We start from the raw sequence: 22,078 nt of genomic DNA, 5'->3' as shown, positions 1-22,078 counted from the left end.
TGATAAATTGTTAAAGAGCGTTGCGACTAAATCTTTCGATTTTCGACTTCAAGGTCGTTGTCGCGAGGAGGCGTATAATACGTTTTCCTCCGTGAGAGTCAAGCAATTTTTTGCTTTTTCTTTTCAGAATCTCTCGCTGCCGTTTCAGTGTTCATCGCGCTTTGCGTTGTCTTGTTCCCGGTCAGTGGATGCGCATTATAGGCAGCTAGAAAAATCTGGCAAGTGTTTTCTTAAAAATAATTTTCAACTGATTATCTTTTGCACTTTACGCCCAATTTTAGACCGATAAAAGCACTTTTTTCGCCAATTTGATAAGAAAAAGGCGGCATATTGAGTGCCGCCTTGCATTTTACTCTTGAATCAATGAACTAACTCACCTTCATTAATTACTGTTTTGCTACAATTTCGTTATTTTCAACATCTAAGACAACTGGTTTGCCTGGAATCAACCGACCAGACAAGATTTCTTGTGCCAGTGGGTTTTCGATTTCCTGTTGAATTGCACGTTTCAACGGCCTTGCACCAAAAATTGGATCAAAACCGGCCTCACCAATTTTTTCAAGTGCTGCGGGTGTTGTTGTAACTTCATAGCCGTGTTCTTCAAGACGTTTATATAAACGAGCCAACTGAATATTCGCAATATTCGTAATTTGCTCTTTACCTAATGGATGGAATACCACCACTTCATCAATACGGTTAATAAACTCAGGTCGGAAGCTATGGGATACCACTTCCATCACCATATCTTTCATTTCTGAGTAACCAATCATGCCAAATCTTTCTTGGATTAAATCAGAACCCAAGTTAGATGTCATAATAATAACGGTATTACGGAAGTCGACAGTACGACCTTGTCCATCCGTTAAACGCCCATCATCCAACACTTGCAATAAGATGTTAAATACATCAGGGTGTGCTTTTTCAACTTCATCTAGCAGAATTACCGAATATGGACGGCGCCTTACAGCTTCGGTGAGATACCCGCCTTCTTCATAACCCACATATCCTGGAGGTGCCCCCACTAAACGTGATACCGCATGTTTTTCCATAAATTCAGACATGTCGATACGCACCATTGCGTCATCACTGTCGAACATAAAGTTAGCTAACGCTTTACATAACTCAGTTTTACCAACCCCTGTTGGCCCTAAGAACATAAAGGAGCCAATTGGTCGATTTGGATCAGACAACCCAGCTCGGCTACGACGAATGGCATTCGATACCGCCACTACTGCCTCATCTTGACCAATCACCCGTTGATGGAGTTGCTGTTCCATGCGCAATAATTTCTCTCTTTCGCTTTCAAGCATTCTTGAAACAGGAATACCTGTCCAGCGCGCTAGGATTTCAGCGATTTCAACATCTGTTACCTTGTTACGTAAAAGCTTCATGCTTTTACCTTCCGCTTTGGTTGCGGCTTCAAGTTGTTTTTCTAGCTCAGGAATACGCCCATATTGCAATTCAGACATTTTCGCTAAATCACCCATACGGCGTGCTTTTTCCATCTCAATACGCGTATTTTCAAGTTCAGCTTTAATATGCTGAGTTCCCGTTAATGATGCTTTTTCAGCTTTCCATTCCTCTTCTAACGCAGAGTACTCACGTTCTTTCTCTGCTAGCTCTTCTTCTAGCATTTCAAGACGTTTTTTACTCGCATCATCTGATTCTTTTTTCAGTGCTTGCTGTTCAAGTTTCAGTTGAATAATACGGCGTTCTAATCTATCTAAGGATTCAGGTTTTGAATCCATCTGCATCCGCAGACTTGCTCCCGCCTCATCAATTAAATCGATAGCTTTGTCTGGCAACATACGATCCGTAATATAACGATGCGACAATGTTGCCGCAGCGACTATCGCAGGATCCGTAATTTGTACATGGTGATGGAGCTCATAGCGCTCTTTCAAACCACGTAAAATGGCAATCGTGTCTTCAACTGAAGGCTCTGCGACATACACTTTTTGGAATCGGCGCTCTAACGCTGGGTCTTTTTCAATATATTGGCGATACTCATCTAACGTCGTAGCACCAACACAATGTAATTCACCACGTGCAAGAGCAGGCTTCAACATATTTCCCGCATCCATTGCACCATCCGCTTTACCTGCACCAACCATAGTATGCAGTTCGTCAATAAATAGAATGACGTTACCTTCTTGTTTTGCAAGGTCACTCAGTACCGCTTTTAAACGTTCTTCAAATTCACCACGATATTTGGCACCAGCAATCAGAGCGCCCATATCAAGGGATAAAACACGTTTATTTTTCAGTCCCTCAGGGATTTCGCCATTAACAATACGCTGCGCCAGCCCTTCAACAATGGCTGTTTTACCTACACCTGGCTCACCAATTAGCACAGGGTTATTTTTGGTACGACGTTGTAATACTTGAATGGTACGACGAATTTCTTCATCACGGCCAATTACTGGGTCTAATTTGCCTTGTTCTGCTCGCTCAGTTAAATCGACAGTGTATTTTTTCAAGGCTTGGCGCTGGTCTTCAGCGCTTTGGTCATTCACTTTTTCTCCACCACGCATCTGTTCTATTGCCTTATTTAAATTATCTTTATTAACACCTGCCGCTTTAAGCATGTCTGCTAATGTTGTATTGGCTTCTAAAGCGGCGACAAGAAATAATTCAGAGGAGATAAAGTCATCTCCATGCTTTTGTGCCAATTGATCACATAAATTTAAGTGACGCATTAAGTCACTTGATGGTTGAACGTCTCCCGCAACACCTTGCACTTGAGGTAAACGCCCTAATGCATCTTCGATCTTTTGCTTAAATTGCACGGCGTTAACGCCTAATGTCGTTAGCAAAGGACGAACAGTGCCACCTTCTTGATTGAATAAAGCACTTAATAGATGAATAGGTTCGATAAACTGGTTTTCACGCCCAAGGGCTAAAGATTGGGCGTCAGCGAGAGCTTGCTGGAATTTATTCGTTAAACGGTCCAGACGCATAACACCTCCGATAAATGAGATTAAATTTGCTACTGGATACTAGATGAGGTCTATTTTTAAATATTCAAGTTTCGTATTAAATAATTTTCATTATATTCGTTAATTTAGAGTAAAACACTAAACACTAGTTATTTACCCATATCAAAGAAGCCATTCTCCCGGTTTTTCCCGCACGTCGGTAGGAAAAAAACCTGTTTTCATCACTTACCGTACAAAAACCCCCACCATAGATAGCAGTTATACCTACCGCATTGAGCTTTTTACGGGCTAATAAATAAATATTAGCATGATATTTATCATTATGAGGGATAAAAGCAGAGACCAAATCAGGTGATTGATTAACAAAAGCATCTTTAACTTCCGGGCCAACCTCAAATTTTTCAGCACCAATTGCAGGGCCGAGCCACGCCATAATTTCATTGGTAGGGCTAATAAATTGACGCACCGTATTTTCAAGTACGCCATTGCATAATCCTCGCCACCCTGCGTGTGCCGCTGCAACTTCGGTCCCGGCTAGGTTACAAAATAAAACCGGTAAGCAATCCGCTGTCATGACAGTACAAACTTGCCCTACTTGATTACTGTATACCGCATCAGCCTGTCTGTTTTTAATTTCACGACCATCAAGATGCACAACACGCGTACCGTGAACTTGCTCAAGCCATACGGGTTGCTGTGGCAATTGAGCCAGTTCGATAAGACGTTGACGATTTTCACTGACGGCTTCAGGGCTATCTTCTACATGATCGCCAAGATTCAAGCTGTCAAAAGGTGGCAGGCTCACGCCACCGGCACGGGTTGTGCTACAACTTGATACGCTTTTAGGCTGAGGCCAGTCAGGAAAAATCAGTGTGCTCATTACCAATCCATATTGTCTTTATGAAGTTCAGTGTCTGCCTTTAAGGCGTCAATAAGCTTAACCATATCATCAGGTAACGGTGCGTGCCACTCCATTTGTATTCCTGAAATAGGATGGTAAAGACGTAGCATTGTGGCGTGCAGTGCTTGCCTATCGAAATTACGCATCACTTCTAAAAACTCTGCCGTGGCACCTTTCAATGGACGAGGACGACCACCGTATAATGGATCCCCAATTAATGGATGGTTAATATGGGCCATATGCACACGAATTTGGTGTGTTCTGCCGGTTTCTAAACGTAAGCGTAAACGAGTGTGCGCCCTAAAATGTTCCATTATACGGTAATGTGTAACCGCAGGTTTACCCATTGGGTGTACAGCCATATGGGTTCTTTTGGTCGGGTGACGAGAAATCGGTTCTTCGACCATACCACCAGCTGTCATGCGACCTACGGCAACTGCTTCATATTCACGAGTAATTTCTCTTAACTGTAAAGACTCCACTAAATGTGTTTGCGCAGGAACCGTTTTCGCAACAACCATTAACCCGGTGGTGTCTTTATCGAGACGATGGACAATACCTGCTCTGGGCACGTCAACAATTTCTGGATAACGGTACAATAATGCATTTAGGATTGTTCCATCAGGGTTACCAGCACCTGGATGCACCACTAAACCTCGTGGTTTATTGATAATTAGGATATCTTCATCTTCATAAATAATGTTAAGAGGAATATCTTGGGGTTCCCAACGATTATCTTCTTCAATAAGGGCATCGATTAAAATTTGTTCGCTACCTAAAACTTTTTCCTTTGGCTTATTGATAACTTTGCCATTAACCTGCACTCTATCATCTAAAATCCACTCTTTTATGCGTGAACGTGAATAATCAGGGAACAATTCAGCCAAAGCCTGATCTAAACGTTGACCGAGCTGTGATTCAGCGATAGTTGCACTAAGTTGTACTTGTTGAGCCATAAATTAATCTACTTTTTGGTGTTTGTATTTTGACGGCGCAGCCGTTTCATTTAAAATATATGCTATTGTAACTCGAATTTTGCCGGGAGCCTTATGGATAGACTCCCTCGAAACACTCAGAGGATAACCTACACGTGATGATACGTATGAAAAATCTGGTGGCAGCAGCCACGTTGAGCCTGGTTTTAGCTGGGTGTTCCAGCAACCCAGAAGTCAGCCCTGATAGCTCCCCAGCTGAAATCTATGCAACGGGTCAGCAAAAACTGCAGGACGGTAACTTTAAAGCTGCTATTAAACAGTTTGAAGCCCTTGATAACCGTTATCCATTTGGTCCATATGCCCAGCAGGTTCAATTAGACCTGATTTACGCCTATTATAAATCAGCTGAGCTGCCAATGGCGATAGCCGCAATTGACCGTTTCATGCGTTTAAACCCAACCCATCCAAATATTGACTATGTCCTCTACATGCGCGGCTTAACGGCGATGGCGCTGGATGACAGTTTATTACAAGGTCTGTTTGGCATCGACCGTTCAGATAGAGACCCTCAGCACGCTCGCGTCGCATTTAAAGACTTAAGCCAGCTGGTTCGCTACTATCCTAACAGCATGTATGCAAATGATGCGAGTAAACGCTTAGTTTATTTAAAAGAACGTTTAGCAAAATTCGACCTTTCTGTGGTTGAATATTACAACAAACGGGGGGCTTATGTCGCGGTTGTTAATCGCACAGAGCAGATGCTGAAAGATTACCCAGATACAGAAGCAACACGTAATGCCTTGCCATACATGGAAATTGCTTATAAACAAATGGGGTTAAATCAAGAAGCCAATAAAGCCGAAAGTATTATTGCGGCAAACCCTCAATAATATCGAGTTCGATCTAAAACAGCAGCCTAGGCTGCTGTTTTTGTTTATCTGATTGGCTTCTAATATTGCCCGGTTATCTCACGTTTTTGTTTCGATTAATCAATCTATTAGGTTAGCTAAATTTTAACCCAAAAAAAGATCCGACTATTAACCGTATCGATAGCCAACTTAATCAGTTTCCCCTAATCCATTCATTTTGGCAATGCTTTTCATTCCCTTTTTTATGCAAAATCACACTTCAGATGCGTGTTACATCTCCCCTAAGTCAGTTGTGATCTACATCAATTTTTTATTGCTGATAATGCGTATTCTGAACTCATCAAAGACGGAAACAATGAGAGGTAACACTATGATAGTGAACATAACAAGTAAACAAATGGATATTACCCCAGCGATTCGTGAACACATTGAAAGCCGTCTAACAAAATTGAATAAGTGGCAAGTTTCCCTGATAAACACGCATGTTGTTTTATCAAAAGAGCCACAAGGTTTCATGGTTGATGCAAATATCAAAACAGCGACAGGTAAATTAGTCGCAAGCGCCAAACATGAAGATATGTACGTTGCAATAAATGAACTGATCAACAAACTCGAAAGACAACTCAATAAAGTGCAACATAAAGGAGAATCAAGAAGAGCCAACAATAGTGTAAAAGAAGCGAACCTCGTTACGTTATAATTTTATATTATCTATCAACTTATCTTGAAACTTTGCAAAACGCGCCTGCAATAGGCGCGTTTTTTATGTTTATGATTCTTTTTTATTGACTTCTTAGAGCGTATCGGGTTTATTTGAATCAAGTCAATTTGAAGGTATTCACATGAAACGTAATTTTGTTTTCTTTTTCTTCTTTAGCAACTCCTAATCAGGGGCTTTTGTCGTTCGAGAAAAAAAAAGAAGACAAAATTAGAAAGCCCCCAACTAGGGGGCTTTTTTTATATCACGATATTACAGGGTGGCCAGGATGGAAAACAGCACTAATTTACTGAAAGTAAGAGAAAAAATAAGCCAGTTAGATACTGAACTCCTAAACCTTTTGGCGAAGCGCCGTGGGTTCGCAGCGGAAGTTGCAGAAACAAAAATTAATGATAACCGTCCTATTCGTGATAAAGACCGCGAACGTCAACTTTTAGATGTGCTAATTAACAAAGGCAAACCACTTGGTCTTGATGGCTTTTATATTACTCGCTTATTCCAAATGATCATCGAAGACTCGGTATTAACCCAACAAGCGATTTTACAAAAACACTTAAATTTAACACCTAGTGATACGGCTCGTTTTGCGTTTTTAGGACCAAAAGGTTCTTACTCACATATTGCTGCACGCCAATATTCTGCTCGTCATTTTGATCAACTCGTTGAATGCAGCTGTAATAAGTTTCAAGATATTTTTTCATTGGTTGAAAGTGGACAAGCAGAGTACGGTATTTTACCGATTGAAAATACCAGCTCTGGAGCAATTAATGATGTTTACGATTTACTGCAAAATACTTCTCTCTCCATTGTAGGAGAAATTCGCTTGCCGATTAATCATTGCTTGCTCACCACCGGAAATACAGACTTAAGTAGAATTGATACCGTTTACAGTCACCCCCAGCCTTTCCAACAATGCAGCCAATATTTATCTCAGTTCCCACAATGGAAAATCAAATATTGCGACAGCACATCTACTGCAATGCAGATGGTTGCTGAACAAAATGCACCAAATGTTGCAGCACTAGGCAGTGAAGCTGGCGGCGCTTTGTATAACTTGCAAGTTGTTGAGCACAATTTAGCGAACCAACAAATCAATATGACCCGTTTTATTGTTGTTGCACCACAGCCTATTGAAGTGACAGAACAAGTTCCTGCTAAAACCACCTTGTTGATCACAACAGGTCAGCAAGCTGGGGCCTTAGTTGATGCACTCGTTATTTTAAAAAACAATAAGATAATTATGAGTAAATTGGAATCTCGTCCCATTAATGGTAAACCTTGGGAAGAGATGTTTTATGTGGATGTTCATGCAAATCTGCGTTCAGATAATTTGCAGCAAGCACTAAAAGAGCTTTCCACAATTACCCGCTCGATAAAAGTGTTAGGTTGCTATCCATCAGAAAATATTGTGCCTGTTGAACCTGAAAAAGTGGCACCATAATCAATAGCAAAGGCTGCTTACTGCTTAAATAGAAAAGCAGCCTTTCATCATGATCACATCACCGCTTCTGACGGGGAATCCCCATTAACACGAAAGTAATTGACTAATTTTTTCAGATGGAATGCTTGCTCATTTAATGAATCCGCCGCGACAACCGATTCTTCCACTAAACTGGCATTTTGTTGTGTGGTTAAATCTAATTGCCCGACAGCACTGTTAATTTGTGAAATTCCATCACTTTCTTCTTGGCTTGCTTGACCGATTTCTTGCAGTAACGTGCTCATTTCTTTCACACTATCAATCATGCCATGAATTTGTTCAGCCGCTTTCTCAACTAACTCCATCCCCTCTTTAGTTTGTGATGAAGAGTTCTCAATCAACCCTTTGATATCATTAGCCGAAGCAGCACTTTTTTGTGCTAACAAACGCACTTCCCCTGCCACCACTGCAAAACCGCGACCATGTTCACCAGCTCTCGCTGCTTCAACTGAAGCGTTTAGCGCTAATATATTGGTTTGGAATGCAATAGAGTCGATTAAGTTAATAATATCAGTCATTTGCAATGATGATGTGTTAATAGCCCGCATCTTATTCGTCAACAGATTCATCATTTGACCATTATTTTGCACAACGACTGCGGCTTCTTCTGCTAACATGCTAGCTTCATGAGTGTGCTCAGTGGTGTTTTTTACTGTTGATGTGATTTGTTCCATTGAGCTTGCTGTCTGTTCAACAGATGCCGCTTGTTCTTCAGTACGCGCTGCTAAATTTTGGTTGCCAGCCACAATTTGCCCAGCAGCGGCAGAAATACTTTCAGAGCCTTTTTGCACCTCTTGGACAATTTCAACTAGCTGGGCTTTCATAGCATTCAATGCATTTAATAAAATACCTGTTTCATCCTTTGAATCGACGGTGACTTCCTTCGTTAAATCACCGTTAGCAATAGATTGTGCCAAGTCGACCGCACTTTCCAGTGGACGGGTGATCATGATGGTAATAAACCACCCCATCACACAACCCGCAGCAATGCTGATCACAGAGAGAATGGCGAGTAAAATTTTATTGCTTTCGTAGTCGGCATTTACAGTACGACCAATTTCTTGCATTTCTAAATCTTGGATAGCCATTAATGTTTGAATATGGTCTCGATAATCACGCTGAATGCTTGATGTTTTTGTCATCATTTCATCAATGGCGGCTTGGCGATTATTTTCAAAAAGGAATGTATTGATACGTGTGATTGATGCATGAAATTGTTGACGAATAATCCGCAATTCAGAAAGAACCTCTTTAGAACGCTCATCCGTCACATTTTTTTCTAGGCTATCCATCAATTCATTAATTTTTAATGTAATTTTGGCTAACTCTTCACGCCGCTTATCACTCCCTCTGTCATCAAGCAAAATCAATTCTTGAATACCAATAAAGGAATAAAAGTTATCCATCATCTGCCCGGCAGTGGAGGCTATAGGATAGCTTTCATACAGAACTTGTTTCATTCCATCATTGGCTCGGTTCATATTGGCCAAAGAAAAGAGTGAACTCAGGATAATAAGCGTAACAAATCCCCCAAATGCGATTGTTAACTTCATACTAATTTTAAGATTTTTAAAAGACATATGTTTACCACGCTAGCCATCGTTGAATGAGTAGTATTATCGGTAAAATATGTTATATCTTTACCACATAAATCGATCGATTTTTAAATTTCAATTTTATAAATCGATTAATTTACCATTAAACAGGGAAAGATAGTTGTTTTAGACCAGAAGGAAGGCTTTTCAATTAAAAGTACAGGAAATAAGTAAAATTACCTATTAAAAATAAAATATCGAATTTAGATACTCGAAAAACAAGCATTATCTAAAATAACAAAAAATTAATAGTAAAAAGCCCTCTACTGCAAACAACACAATAGAAGGCGGGGATGATTACTTGCGGTTATCGTTAGCTCGTTGTAACAATGACTGACTTTCTTTCATAAAGTGGTGAGCATCTTCGCCGAACCACTCGCTAACTTGATTAAATTGGCGAATAAATTCTGCCTTATCTTTGTTCTCGAGCATTTCAATCGATTGTCCCAAACGCTGATGATAGCGGCGAATGAGCTCTACGTTTTTATCTGAAGACATGATGATATCTGCATATAACTGAGGATCTTGAGCAAATAGCCGCCCTACCATTGCCAGTTCTAAACGGTAGATTGGCGATGACAACTCAAGAAGCTGCTGCAAATCGATATCCTCTTTCGCCAAATTTTGCCCATATGTAAAGGTAGTAAAATGGCGTAGTGCTTGGATAAAACTCATGTTTTTATCATGCTCTTGCGCTGAAATTTCTTTCAAACGCGCCCCCCAAACAACTAATTGTTCGAGGAACCATTGATAAGACTCCGCGCCACGACCATTACAATAAGCAAAAACTTGTTTTGCCACACTACCAATATCTGGGCCAAACATCGGATGGAGCCCTAATACAGGCCCTTCATGTGCAGCTAGCATAGCCTCTAGTGGTTGCTGTTTGATAGATGCTATATCCATCAAAATAGTGTGTTTATCTAGTTTTGGTAATTGGTTAATCACCTGAACAGTTAAGTGAATAGGCACGCTGACCATCACTACACTAGCACCCGCAACAAGCGACTCAGCCTGAGGCCAATCATTTTGATTCAATGTTTTAACATGGTAGCCAGACAACGTAAGAAGACGCTGAAATAAGCGCCCCATCTTCCCGTCACCACCGACAATCACAATCGGACCTGCGTTTGGATTAAGCGTCTTGAAGCCTTTGTCATTTTCACGTGCATAAGATTCACGCATGATCCGACGTAAAATATCTTCAATCAGATCAGGCGGGATCCCCATGCGCTCTGCTTCAGCTCGGCGAGCCGCTAACATGCTCGACTCACGCTCAGGCACGTAAATTGGCAACCCATGTAAGCTTTTGACTTCACCAACTTCCGCCACGAGTTGCAACCTTTTGGCTAATAAATCCAATAAGGATTTATCAACCGCATCAATCTGATCCCGTAAATGAGATAACTCAACAGACATACTAATACCTTGCTCAGCTCACCTTACTCAATTTCTGTGTGCGTTGTTCAAGCACTGGTAGTAATGCTTGATGTAAATTACGCAATACCGTTTCTGTTGTCTGCCAGTTAATGCAGGCATCTGTCACAGAAACGCCGTATTTCATTGCGTCCCGTGGCTGTTCAGATGTTTGGTTGCCTTCATTAAGGTGGCTTTCCAACATAATACCTGTAATTGACTCATTACCATTAATAATTTGTTCGATAATTGAATCAACCACCAGTGGCTGACGGCGATAATCTTTATTTGAGTTACCGTGACTGCAATCCACCATCAGTGATGGTTTTAGCCCTGCTTTACGCATTTCGGCTTCACACGCCGCAATATCTTCTGCACTGTAGTTTGGTGTTTTACCACCGCGTAAGATCACATGACCATTGTTGTTGCCTTTGGTGTGTAATAAGCAAACTTGGCCAGATTGGTTAATTCCCATAAAACGGTGTGGCATTGCCGCGGCTTTCAATGCATTAATTGCGGTAGCTAAACTACCATCCGTACCATTTTTAAATCCAACGGGCATAGAGAGCCCAGATGCCATTTCACGGTGAGTTTGTGATTCTGTCGTTCTTGCGCCAATTGCAGACCAACTGAATAAATCCCCTAAGTATTGTGGATTATTTGGATCTAATGCTTCAGTCGCCAGTGGCAATCCCATATTGACTAAGCTAGTCAATAAGTCACGGGCAATATGCAGGCCTTTTTCCATCTGGAATGAACCGTCCATAAATGGATCACTAATTAGACCTTTCCACCCCACGGTGGTACGTGGTTTTTCAAAATACACGCGCATCACAATATATAAGCTATCACTTAATTCTTCGGCTAATTTTTGTAGACGCTCACCATATTCAATCGCAGCATCCACATCATGGATTGAGCAAGGACCACATACCACAAGTAAGCGAGGGTCGCGTTGATGAATGATATCTGCAATCACTTGACGCGATGTCGCAATGGCATGCAGGTTGCTGTGACTCAGCGGATATTTTTCTTTCAGACTCTCAGGGGTGATTAATACCTGCTCGTCTTGAATATTCACATTGTTGAGTACATCTTTTTGCATGATCATTTTTTACCTACTTAATTAGCTTATATTTGCTTAGTTTATTGTTTACGTATTGTGTTTGAGTGCATGGGTAATAACATACCATGCATCGTAAACAATTCAATCCATTTGTGTAAAATATTTCCATTATCGTAAATTATTATTTACATCAACTTAATTTATTGATAATAATACAAATTAACATAAAAACAACATACTCAATATTTAATTTTCGGTTCAAAATCAATTTATCGTAAACATTTTCTTACAGAATAGAGAAATAACCACTCCGCTATATTCTAAATAGTTCAAGTTGTAGCAAGGCGGCAAAGTGAGGACATCGCAGGGAGCATACACAAGTATGTGACCTGTGTGGCCGAACGAAGCCAATGCGATACAATTCGATCTTTCAGCTAAGTCGATTTAGTCTCGTTATTTCCCTAAATAATTCGAATTATAAGTAGGCGGCAAAATGAGGACATCGCAGGGAGCATACACAAGTATGTGACCTGTGTGGCCGAACGAAGCCAACACAGCTACAGCTTGAAATATGACGAATATAAAATTATCTCACCACTATATATTCTAAATAGTTCAAGTTGTCGCAAGGCGGTAAAGTGAGGACATCGCAGGGAGCAGACATCAGTATGTGACCTGTGTGGCCGAACGAAGCCAACACTACCACAGCTTGAAATATGACGAATATATAATTATCTCACCACTATATATTCTAAATAGTTCAAGTTGTAGCAAGGCGGCAAAGTGAGGACATCGCAGGGAGCATACACAAGTATGTGACCTGTGTGGCCGAACGAAGCCAACACAGCTACAGCTTGAAATATGACGAATATAAAAAGGCCCGCAAGATGCGGGCCCCTAACCTTTCGGATGTAGCGAAAGCGTATTACTTGGCGTTCAGACGCTCTTTAATACGAGCTGCCTTACCAGAACGCTCACGCAGGTAGTACAGTTTAGCTCTGCGAACAGCACCACGACGTTTAACAGCGATGCTATCTACGACTGGAGAGTGAGTTTGGAATACACGCTCAACACCTTCGCCGTTAGAAATTTTACGAACAGTGAATGCAGAGTGCAGACCGCGGTTACGAATAGCGATAACCACGCCCTCGAATGCCTGCAGACGTTTTTTAGAGCCTTCTACGACCCATACCTTAACTTCCACGGTGTCACCCTGACGGAATGAAGGTACGTCCTGCTTCATTTGCTCTTGTTCAAGTTGTTTAATAATGTTGCTCATAATAACTCTCTTACCCTAGGTAAACTGATATATTTAGACAATTAATTGTCTGGATTCATTTGTTGCTCGGACTGATATTCACGTTGGAACTCAGTCAGCAACATCCTCTGCTCGTCAGTCAGAGCTAGGCTTTCCAGAAGTTCAGGTCTTCTAAGCCAGGTACGGCCAAGTGATTGTTTCATACGCCAGCTATCTATTTTAGCGTGATTTCCCGAAAGTAATACATCCGGAACTTGCATGCCATCTAACACTTCAGGGCGGGTATAGTGAGGACAATCTAACAAGCCATCAGCAAAAGAATCTTCTTGAGCAGAAGCTTGATGACCAAGCACCCCCGGTATAAACCGAGAGACTGAGTCTATCAACACCATCGCGGGGAGCTCCCCACCACTAAGAACGTAATCGCCGATTGACCATTCTTCGTCAACTTCGGTTTGGATGATACGCTCATCAATGCCTTCATAGCGACCACAAACAAGAATTAATTTCTCATTAGTTGCCAGCTCGCAAACACCGTCTTGACTTAGTTTGCGCCCTTGCGGTGAAAGATAAATAACCTTTGCACCCTCACCAGCCTCAGTTCTTGCTGCGTTGATTGCATCCTTAAGCGGTTGCACCATCATCAGCATGCCAGGACCACCTCCATAGGGGCGATCATCAACAGTTTTGTGCTTATCGTGGGTAAAATCCCGCGGATTCCAGCACTCAAACGTTAGCAGGCCATTTTTCACTGCCCGACCAGTTACCCCGTACTCGGTTATTGCGCGGAACATTTCGGGAAACAGGCTAATTACACCAATCCACATGATACCGTCCCACTTATCAAAACCGTTCAACCGGAGATTTAAAAACCAGGATCCCAATCTACTTCAATGAGTTTAGCATCGAGATCGACTTTCTTGATAACCTGCCCATCAAGAAACGGAACCAACCGCTCCTTGATGCCAAATGCATCTTTTAAATTCGCCTTAATAACCAGTACATCATTAGAACCGGTCTCCATCATCTCAGTGACAGTACCAAGGTCATAGCCTTGTAACGTGACTACGTGACAACCCATCAGGTCTTTCCAGTAGTATTCGTTTTCTAACTCAGGCAATTGGGTTGAATCAACCGCAATTTCAAAGTTAGTCAAAAGCGCAGCTGCATCGCGGTCATCGACCCCGTTCAGCTTGACGATGATATCCTTGTTATGATGTTTCCAATCTTCAATTTCAATTTGTTGCCATTGACCTGAACGTTGGATAAACCAAGGCTGATACTCAAAAATACTTTCAGCATGTTCGGTGGACGAAAAAACTTTGAGCCAACCACGAATACCGTAAGCCGAACCTAATTTCCCCAATATAATGGGATTGTTAGGTGGCTGTAGTTTAGTTTGCTTGCTCATTGTTACCACCGCGACAGATTAAGCTGCTTTCTTAGCTTGTTTGACCAGTTGTGCAACACGGTCAGAAATAGTTGCGCCTAAGCCAACCCAATGCTCAACACGATCTAGGTCTAAACGCAGTTCTTCTGCTTGACCTGCAGCGATCGGGTTGAAGAAACCGATACGCTCAATAAAACGACCGTCACGCGCATTGCGGCTATCGGTTACAACGATTTGGTAGAACGGACGTTTTTTAGCGCCGCCACGAGATAAACGAATTGTTACCATAACATCCTCATTAGTTAACAAAACAACCAGACTCCATCGAGGGATAGAGTCCGGCTGTCATATAAAAAGCCCGAAAAGTTTACTCACTTTGACGCAAAAATCAATCAAAAGTGCGTTTTGTTTGAGGCTTTATTGCTTAACGCCCCGGAAAACCCGGAGGCATCATACCCTTCATGCCGCGCATCATCTTGGCTAAGCCACCTTTTTTCATTTTCTTCATCATGCGTTGCATATCATCAAATTGTTTTAAAAGGCGGTTTACTTCTTGCACGCTAGTTCCTGAACCTGCCGCGATACGACGTTTACGAGAACCTTTAATAATTTCTGGTTTTTCGCGCTCTTTGCGCGTCATGGAGTTAATCATCGCTTCCATACGGATCGTGATTTTATCATCCATTTGAGATTTTACTGCATCCGGTAATTGGGACATGCCAGGCATTTTACTCATCATGCTCGCCATACCGCCCATATTACGCATTTGCTTCAATTGACTTAAGAAGTCATTTAAATCAAAGCTATCACCCGTTTTCAGTTTTTTGGCTAATTTTTCCGCTTCATCACGGTCAACTTTGTGCTCAATCTCTTCAATCAGAGAAATCACATCCCCCATACCAAGGATGCGAGATGCTACGCGTTCTGGATGGAACGGCTCTAAAGCATCCGTTTTTTCGCCAACCCCTAAAAATTTAATGGGTTTACCCGTGATAGCACGAATTGACAATGCCGCACCACCACGCGCATCACCATCGACTTTGGTTAACACAACCCCTGTCAATGGTAAGGCTTCGTTAAACGCTTTAGCTGTGTTTGCCGCATCCTGCCCCGTCATTGCATCGACAACAAATAAGGTTTCAACGGGCTTAATAATACGATGGACCTCTTGGATTTCTTCCATCATCGCTTCATCAACGTGTAAGCGACCGGCGGTATCCACTAATAACACATCGTAAAATTGAAGTTGTGCGTGTTTTAAGGCCTTTTGCACGATAACTGCGGGCTTTTCTTGCACATCCGATGGGAAGAAATCAATCCCCACAGATGCCGCTAACGTTTCAAGTTGTTTGATCGCTGCGGGGCGATATACGTCAGCAGAGACGACTAAAACTTTTTTCTTTTGTTTTTCTTTTAAGTGCTTACCAAGTTTTGCAACACTGGTGGTTTTACCGGCACCTTGCAAACCTGCCATTAATACAACCGCTGGCGGCTGAGCCGATAAGTTCAGTTGATGGTTTTCTTCCCCCATCGCCCGAGTGAGTTCATTTTGAACAATTTTAATGAACTCTTGGCCCGGTGTTAGGCTTTTATTAACATCTTGACCAACTGCATTTTCTTTGACTTTCTGGATAAATTCACGGACAACTGGCAATGCCACGTCAGCTTCCAGCAATGCCATGCGAACTTCGCGTAATGTGTCTTTAATATTGTCATCAGTGAGACGCCCACGTCCGCTGATATTGCGCAACGTGCGCGAGAGTCTGTCGGTTAAATTATCAAACATATGTCTTAGCTCAATTCTGTTGATGGGCCGATGTTTAGCCTGATCTGGTTGCTAAAACACCTCATTTCAAGTGTTTTAGGTTCAACAAGTTGAATTATAAGTATCAAACCTTCAATCAAATGAAGGAAAAACTACAATAAAAATTATTTTCCTGAGTGTACCACATCCGCTATTTTTTCGCTGCCCTCTGTTTGAAACAGATTATACAGGCTATGATAGCATTGATTTCACTACCATCAGTGAAATAAAAAGATACATGAAATGCTATCTATCGCGAATATACCACAATTGGTTCGCCCAATAGTTGGAGCCTGAACTTGTACAAGTTATACTATGAAATAACTTTCCACTAAAAATGAATATCGACACTATACTATGCCCGTATTTGCAGTCATAGCAGTTTGTACATACATGATTAGCCTGCTGCTGATCGTCCCAGGCCAAGTGCGCAAACAACCACTTTATCGCCGTTTGGCAATGCTACTTGCCATTGTTGCGTTAGTGACCCACGCCATCACCTTAAAATTACTTATTTTTAGTGAAGCCGAAGGACAGAATCTCACCTTGTTGAACCTCGGTTCTGCGGTGAGTTTACTGATGTGCATCATTATGACGGTTGTCGCCTATTGTGGAAAAGCGTGGTATTTGACCCCGATAGTGTACAGCTTTGCTATCATTAACTTATTGCTTTCGACCATTATGCCTGGGGAGTTTATTACTCACTTAGAAGCCAGTGTCCCTTTATTTGTGCATATTGGTTTAGCCTTACTAAGCTATGCCACGTTACTTATCGCTGCCTTATATGCATTTCAAGTTGCGCTAATTGATCATCAACTTAAAAATAAAACCTTAAAATTCAGTCCTGATATGCCACCGATGATGGTGGTAGAACGTAAAATGTTCCATATCACTCAAGTGGGTGTCATCTTACTCACGCTGACTTTATGCACGGGTTTTATCTATATGGATAATATCTTTGATAAAGAAAATGTACATAAATCTGTATTATCGGTAATTGCTTGGTTTGTCTATATTACCTTGCTTTGGGGACATTTCCTCGGTGGTTGGCGCGGAAAACGCGTATTATTTTTCCACGTCGCTGGCTCAATCATTTTGACCATGGCTTTTTTTGGTAACCGTTTACTCCAACAGTTTATGATACCTTAAATTTTTATTCGCCTCCCTATTTTGTCATAAGGAACCTTGTTTTGGATGATGTGTCTACCAGTACGCTAATCATCATACTGATTGTTTTAATTTTAATGTCAGCCTACTTCTCTGCCTCGGAGACAGGCATGATGACATTAAATCGTTATCGCTTAAAACATTTAGCAAAACAAGGCAATCGCTCGGCAATACGTGTCGAAAAGCTACTCAAACATCCAGATAAACTCCTCAGCCTTGTCCTGATTGGCAATAACTTAATTAATATCGTCGCTTCTGCCTTAGCCACCATCATTGGTATGCGTTTATATGGCAATGCGGGTGTCGCAATGGCAACAGGGATCTTAACGTTTGTGATCCTCATTTTTGCTGAAGTCATGCCAAAAACATTAGCCGCACTCTACCCAGAAAAAATTGCCTTTCCAAGTAGCTATTTTCTAAAGCCCTTGCAGATCATAATGATGCCAGTGGTATGGACATTTAATACCATTTCCGCGCTACTTTTACGCTGTTTAGGCATTCGTTCATTAACGGCGCGTACAGACGCCGTTAACAAAGAAGAGCTGCGAACTATCGTTAACGAATCAAAACATAAAATTAGCCGTCGTAATCAAGATATGTTGATTTCCATACTGGATTTAGACAAGGTGACTGTCGGCGATATCATGCTACCAAGGAACGAAATTGTCGGAATTGATGTGAATGATGATTGGAAGTCAATCATCAGGCAGTTAACCCATTCCCCTCACGGTCGTATTGTGCTTTACCGCGATTCCCTTGATGATTCAATCGGGATTTTACGCGTTCGAGAAGCTTATCGATTGATGATGGAAAAACGTGAATTTAACAAGCAGAACCTCATTAAAGCCGCGGACAATATTTATTTTATCCCAAATAGTACGCCACTAAATGTTCAGCTCATTAATTTTCAACACAAGAAAGAAAAATTAGGAATTATTGTCGATGAGTACGGTGAAATTCAAGGCCTTATCACTGTAGAAGATATTTTAGAAGAAATCGTCGGTGATTTTACAACATCAATGTCGCCGTCATTAGCGGAAGAGGTATTGCCTCAAAGCGATGGTAGCGTCCTTGTGGACGGCTCAGCCAATATTCGAGACCTGAATAAGGCATTTGATTGGAATTTGCCTGTAGAGGGTCCTAGAACGGTTAATGGCATGGTGTTAGAGGTTGTTGGTGATATTCCACAACTTGAAGAGCAAATCGTGGTGGGTCATTATATGATAGAAGTGTTAGCCATGAATGAAAACACCATCAAGCAGGTGAGGATCACCCCACTCACCTTTAGCTCTCAAGTCCCTGATCTATAAGTTTTCCTCTAAAAAAGCGCCAGTATGACCCAAGGCGCTTTTTGATATTTATGAATGGATCTCTGAGACTAAACGTGAAGCTGTTTCAATTTTTCTTCTGGCAATGCGAGTTCATCATTTTTATTAATACCAATATTTGATGACAACACATTACGTGCAATTTGCTGAGCTTCTGCCAGTGAATGCATCTTATAAGTCCCGCACTGATACACATTCAACTCAGGGATTTTGTTTTGATCCTTTACGTTCAGCACATCTTCCATAGCCGCTTTCCACGCATCAGCAACGCGTTGTTCAGTTGGTTGGCCAATTAAACTCATGTAAAAGCCTGTGCGGCAACCCATCGGGGAGATATCGATAATTTCAACACCATCACCGTTGAGGTGATCACGCATAAAACCAGCAAACAAGTGTTCTAATGTATGAGTGCCTTTTTCTGTCATGGCTTCTTCATTTGGCACAGTAAAGCGCAAATCAAAAACAGTGATGGTGTCACCACTTGGCGTTTTCATCGTTTTTGCCACGCGGACAGCGGGGGCTGCCATGCGAGTATGATCGACAGTAAAGCTATCTAATAATGGCATTTCGTGACCTCCTCAAAAATTAAAAAATTTATTTTGAAAATAAATGAAACTATTTTGAAAACATGAAGTCTGAATTAATGAAAGACGCGCAATTGTTATCATCCCTAATTCTCTAAGAGATTTTTATTTGGCCACCTTGAGTGGCCATTTTCTTTTAGCGTCCAGCATGAATGCGCAAATAGTCTTCAAAAGGTTCAGTTTCGCTCTGCTCCATCCTTCTTTGCTTCTCAATAGAAGCTAACCTTGCTTGCTCAAATTGCGCTTCTGTAATCACTTCGTATGGCTCATTGATTAACTGTTCAAAATATTTCTCAGCTAATTCTAACCCATAACCACCAATGCCTTTTTCTAACATCTCGTCCATGACGAGAGCCGAGTATGTCAGCGTTGGATCCTCAAACATCGCAACAAATTGATGACAAACATCTTGGTATTTTGCATCACAGCATGTGTCAAGCACTTCAGCAACACGGATCAAGTCATTAAATAACTGCTGCCCTACTTCCACTAGCGGTTTCATTTCGCTACCACAACCAAAACCAATCACTTGGCCTGGTTTGCGCCCTTCAAGGATCACACGATTCCAGTTTTGGCGGCAACAATCAAGCTCCTGTGCATTCATTTCTGGCGCATCTGCAAGCACACACCATATTAAGAATAGATCAACAAAACGGGCTTGTGTATCATTCACACCAATTGCACTGAATGGGTTGATGTCCAATGAACGGACTTCAATATATTCAATACCACCACGTAATAACGCGTCAGAAGGCGACTCTGTACCTTTAGGGACGCGTTTAGGCCTAATTGGTGCATAGAGTTCATTTTCAATTTGCAGCACGTTAGTGTTGAGCTGAATATACTTGCCATCTTTTTTCACCCCCAGTTTTTCAAACTCAACGGAAGGTTTGTGAATGGCTTTTTTCAGATTTTCAACGTATTCACTCAACTTATTGAATGTAATATTCAAATCACTTTGTGATTTATTGGTGTAACCCAAGTCACTCATGCGCAAAGATGTCGCATAAGGTAAATAGTAAGTACCACATTCGGTTCTATCAAATGTTAATGCGGTGTCTCTATCTTTTAAGAAAGAACCACAGATCGCCGGCGACGCACCAAATAGATACGGGATCACCCAACCGAAACGATAGTAGTTTCTGATCAAACGTAAATAACCATCAGAAATTTTTTCTTTACCGATTTCGCTTTCTGGATCATCAACACCAGCCCATGCCTGCCAAAATTCAGTTGGCAAAGAGAAGTTATAATGCACCCCTGCTATCGTCTGCATCAATGCGCCATAACGATTTTTAAGGCCTTCACGGTACAAGGTTTTAAAACGCCCGACGTTAGAAGAGCCATATTGAGCAAGAGTGATTTTATCTTCACTTTCGATAAAGCACGGCATACTGAGTGGCCACATTCTTTCATTCTGAAGGTGACGCGCAGTATAGCGATGTAAATCCCTGAGAAAAGCCAAGTTATGACTAATACTTTTATCTACAGGAGTAATAAATTCGAGTAAGGACTCCGCAAAATCTGTCGTGATCCATTTATGTGTTAAAGCTTGTCCCAGCCCTTCAGGATGCAATGTTTCTGCAATTGAGCCTGTCGGGGTCACACGCAATGTTTCACGTTCAATACCACGTTGGATACCATTTAATGTTTCTGGGTGCGCCTCTAACCATGAGAGCGCTTTCGATACGTCCGGGATCAAATCGACCTCCCGCCTGTGATGTTAATTTATTTTATTAAGGCAATTACTTTATCGTAAATCAGCTAAATTGTCGCTGTCTAGATGTGTGGTTTAAAAGGGATTAGACGAAAAGAGGCATTAGAAATGTTATTTAATTGACTTTTCAGGCAAAAAAAAACTCCTCAGTTTGAGGAGCTTTTCTTATGATGGTGCATCCGGGAGGATTCGAACCTCCGACCGCTCGGTTCGTAGCCGAGTACTCTATCCAGCTGAGCTACGGATGCAAAATTCTGTCGATACTTATCGAGTTATTTCAATAACTGTGAATGATTACACTTAAGATATTATTGATACGCTAATACATTAGCTAAGAGATGGTGCATCCGGGAGGATTCGAACCTCCGACCGCTCGGTTCGTAGCCGAGTACTCTATCCAGCTGAGCTACGGATGCATATTTACTGCAAGACGTGCTTCTCTCAAACTTTCTATCAACATCTACTTCTGTAAATCAACTTCTTCGTTACTGCACTATTTTGTTTATTAATTTAATAAAACCAAAACAGCCCCCTAATAGGCTTACCCATAGGGTTAAATGGTGCATCCGGGAGGATTCGAACCTCCGACCGCTCGGTTCGTAGCCGAGTACTCTATCCAGCTGAGCTACGGATGCATAATCTAAAATGGCGGTGAGGGAGGGATTCGAACCCTCGATGCAGCTTTTGACCGCATACTCCCTTAGCAGGGGAGCGCCTTCAGCCTCTCGGCCACCTCACCATATTTTAGTTACACAAGATTTGTTTTTTCAAACATCTCGTCTCTGTGTGGCGCACATATTACTTTCCTAGACTTAGAAGTCAAACAATTTTTCGCAACTTTTTGCATTCCGCAGTCTGTTTGCACATTTCACAAGCAAGATGATTAGTTTAACACCGAAAAATAACGTTTT

General features: G+C 41.6%; 18 protein-coding genes, 4 tRNA genes and 1 other annotated feature. Of the genes, 5 read left to right on the top strand and 17 right to left on the bottom strand.

Going from position 1 to position 22,078, the window contains the following annotated elements; all coding sequences use genetic code 11:
* Positions 1 to 386 precede the first annotated feature (386 nt).
* From clpB to rluD, 3 genes are all read right to left on the bottom strand, one after another.
* A complete protein-coding gene (gene clpB, locus AB6N04_RS01225) occupies positions 387 to 2,960 on the bottom strand; it encodes an ATP-dependent chaperone ClpB (protein ID WP_369310137.1) in 2,574 nt (857 codons plus the stop codon).
* A gap of 124 nt (positions 2,961 to 3,084) precedes the next feature.
* Positions 3,085 to 3,819, bottom strand: a complete 735-nt coding sequence (yfiH, locus tag AB6N04_RS01220; RefSeq protein WP_369310136.1) for a purine nucleoside phosphorylase YfiH — start codon at positions 3,817 to 3,819, stop codon at positions 3,085 to 3,087.
* Complete coding sequence (rluD, locus tag AB6N04_RS01215) at positions 3,819 to 4,796, bottom strand: 23S rRNA pseudouridine(1911/1915/1917) synthase RluD (protein ID WP_369310135.1); 978 nt, start codon at positions 4,794 to 4,796, stop codon at positions 3,819 to 3,821. The genes yfiH and rluD overlap by 1 nt, the downstream gene beginning before the upstream one ends.
* 137 nt (positions 4,797 to 4,933) lie before the next feature.
* Here rluD and bamD point away from each other — a divergent pair, with 137 nt between their 5' ends.
* From bamD to pheA, 3 genes are all read left to right on the top strand, one after another.
* Positions 4,934 to 5,665, top strand: a complete 732-nt coding sequence (bamD, locus tag AB6N04_RS01210; protein ID WP_369311926.1) for an outer membrane protein assembly factor BamD — start codon at positions 4,934 to 4,936, stop codon at positions 5,663 to 5,665.
* Between the two features lie 349 nt (positions 5,666 to 6,014).
* Positions 6,015 to 6,344, top strand: a complete 330-nt coding sequence (gene raiA / locus AB6N04_RS01205) for a ribosome-associated translation inhibitor RaiA (RefSeq protein WP_369310134.1) — start codon at positions 6,015 to 6,017, stop codon at positions 6,342 to 6,344.
* A gap of 141 nt (positions 6,345 to 6,485) precedes the next feature.
* Positions 6,486 to 6,605, top strand: a sequence feature (Phe leader region).
* Positions 6,606 to 6,630: 25 nt separating this feature from the next.
* Positions 6,631 to 7,803, top strand: coding sequence for a bifunctional chorismate mutase/prephenate dehydratase (pheA, locus tag AB6N04_RS01200; protein WP_369310133.1), 1,173 nt, complete (start codon positions 6,631 to 6,633; stop codon positions 7,801 to 7,803).
* Positions 7,804 to 7,856: 53 nt separating this feature from the next.
* Here the strand turns inward: pheA and AB6N04_RS01195 are convergent, their stop codons facing one another.
* The 8 genes from AB6N04_RS01195 to ffh form a co-directional block, all read right to left on the bottom strand.
* Complete coding sequence (locus tag AB6N04_RS01195; RefSeq protein WP_369310132.1) at positions 7,857 to 9,422, bottom strand: methyl-accepting chemotaxis protein; 1,566 nt, start codon at positions 9,420 to 9,422, stop codon at positions 7,857 to 7,859.
* A gap of 312 nt (positions 9,423 to 9,734) precedes the next feature.
* Positions 9,735 to 10,856: a bifunctional chorismate mutase/prephenate dehydrogenase gene (gene tyrA, locus AB6N04_RS01190; RefSeq protein WP_369310131.1), complete on the bottom strand. Its 1,122-nt coding sequence runs from the start codon at positions 10,854 to 10,856 to the stop codon at positions 9,735 to 9,737.
* Positions 10,857 to 10,869: 13 nt separating this feature from the next.
* The gene (locus tag AB6N04_RS01185; protein WP_369310130.1) at positions 10,870 to 11,964 is read right to left on the bottom strand and encodes a 3-deoxy-7-phosphoheptulonate synthase; all 1,095 of its coding nucleotides are present in this window, start codon (positions 11,962 to 11,964) and stop codon (positions 10,870 to 10,872) included.
* 880 nt (positions 11,965 to 12,844) lie between these two features.
* A complete protein-coding gene (gene rplS / locus AB6N04_RS01180) occupies positions 12,845 to 13,198 on the bottom strand; it encodes a 50S ribosomal protein L19 (protein ID WP_004914006.1) in 354 nt (117 codons plus the stop codon).
* A 41-nt stretch (positions 13,199 to 13,239) separates the two neighbouring features.
* Positions 13,240 to 14,004 carry a tRNA (guanosine(37)-N1)-methyltransferase TrmD gene (gene trmD, locus AB6N04_RS01175; RefSeq protein ID WP_369310129.1) on the bottom strand — a complete coding sequence of 255 codons (765 nt, stop codon included), beginning with the start codon at positions 14,002 to 14,004 and terminating at the stop codon, positions 13,240 to 13,242.
* Between the two features lie 38 nt (positions 14,005 to 14,042).
* Complete coding sequence (gene rimM, locus AB6N04_RS01170; protein WP_369310128.1) at positions 14,043 to 14,588, bottom strand: ribosome maturation factor RimM; 546 nt, start codon at positions 14,586 to 14,588, stop codon at positions 14,043 to 14,045.
* An 18-nt stretch (positions 14,589 to 14,606) separates the two neighbouring features.
* Positions 14,607 to 14,855: a 30S ribosomal protein S16 gene (gene rpsP / locus AB6N04_RS01165; protein ID WP_004264823.1), complete on the bottom strand. Its 249-nt coding sequence runs from the start codon at positions 14,853 to 14,855 to the stop codon at positions 14,607 to 14,609.
* Between the two features lie 136 nt (positions 14,856 to 14,991).
* On the bottom strand, positions 14,992 to 16,353 hold the full coding sequence (ffh, locus tag AB6N04_RS01160) for a signal recognition particle protein (protein WP_369310127.1): 1,362 nt from the start codon (positions 16,351 to 16,353) through the stop codon (positions 14,992 to 14,994).
* 375 nt (positions 16,354 to 16,728) lie between these two features.
* Between ffh and AB6N04_RS01155 the strand changes: the two genes are divergently transcribed.
* Together AB6N04_RS01155 and AB6N04_RS01150 are read left to right on the top strand one after the other, a co-directional pair.
* Entirely contained in the window at positions 16,729 to 17,520 is a 792-nt protein-coding gene (locus AB6N04_RS01155; RefSeq protein ID WP_369310126.1) for an inner membrane protein YpjD, read from the top strand.
* Between the two features lie 41 nt (positions 17,521 to 17,561).
* The gene (locus AB6N04_RS01150) at positions 17,562 to 18,848 is read left to right on the top strand and encodes a CNNM domain-containing protein (protein ID WP_369310125.1); all 1,287 of its coding nucleotides are present in this window, start codon (positions 17,562 to 17,564) and stop codon (positions 18,846 to 18,848) included.
* Between the two features lie 68 nt (positions 18,849 to 18,916).
* On the opposite strand, the gene luxS is transcribed toward AB6N04_RS01150, so the two are convergent.
* The 6 genes from luxS to AB6N04_RS01120 all read right to left on the bottom strand — a co-directional run bounded on the left by luxS (position 18,917) and on the right by AB6N04_RS01120 (position 21,906).
* Positions 18,917 to 19,432, bottom strand: coding sequence for an S-ribosylhomocysteine lyase (luxS, locus tag AB6N04_RS01145; RefSeq protein WP_369310124.1), 516 nt, complete (start codon positions 19,430 to 19,432; stop codon positions 18,917 to 18,919).
* 154 nt (positions 19,433 to 19,586) lie between these two features.
* Positions 19,587 to 21,152 (bottom strand): glutamate--cysteine ligase, encoded by a 1,566-nt coding sequence (gene gshA, locus AB6N04_RS01140; RefSeq protein ID WP_369310123.1) that lies wholly within the window; start codon positions 21,150 to 21,152, stop codon positions 19,587 to 19,589.
* A gap of 186 nt (positions 21,153 to 21,338) precedes the next feature.
* A tRNA-Arg gene (locus tag AB6N04_RS01135) sits at positions 21,339 to 21,415 on the bottom strand.
* A gap of 91 nt (positions 21,416 to 21,506) precedes the next feature.
* A tRNA-Arg gene (locus AB6N04_RS01130) sits at positions 21,507 to 21,583 on the bottom strand.
* 142 nt (positions 21,584 to 21,725) lie between these two features.
* A tRNA-Arg gene (locus AB6N04_RS01125) sits at positions 21,726 to 21,802 on the bottom strand.
* A gap of 11 nt (positions 21,803 to 21,813) precedes the next feature.
* Positions 21,814 to 21,906: transfer RNA gene (locus tag AB6N04_RS01120), tRNA-Ser, on the bottom strand.
* Positions 21,907 to 22,078: the final 172 nt, after the last annotated feature.

Source organism: Providencia rettgeri (assembly GCF_041075285.1).
Lineage (GTDB): Bacteria > Pseudomonadota > Gammaproteobacteria > Enterobacterales > Enterobacteriaceae > Providencia > Providencia rettgeri_G.
This window is presented reverse-complemented; position numbering and strand designations above follow the sequence as displayed.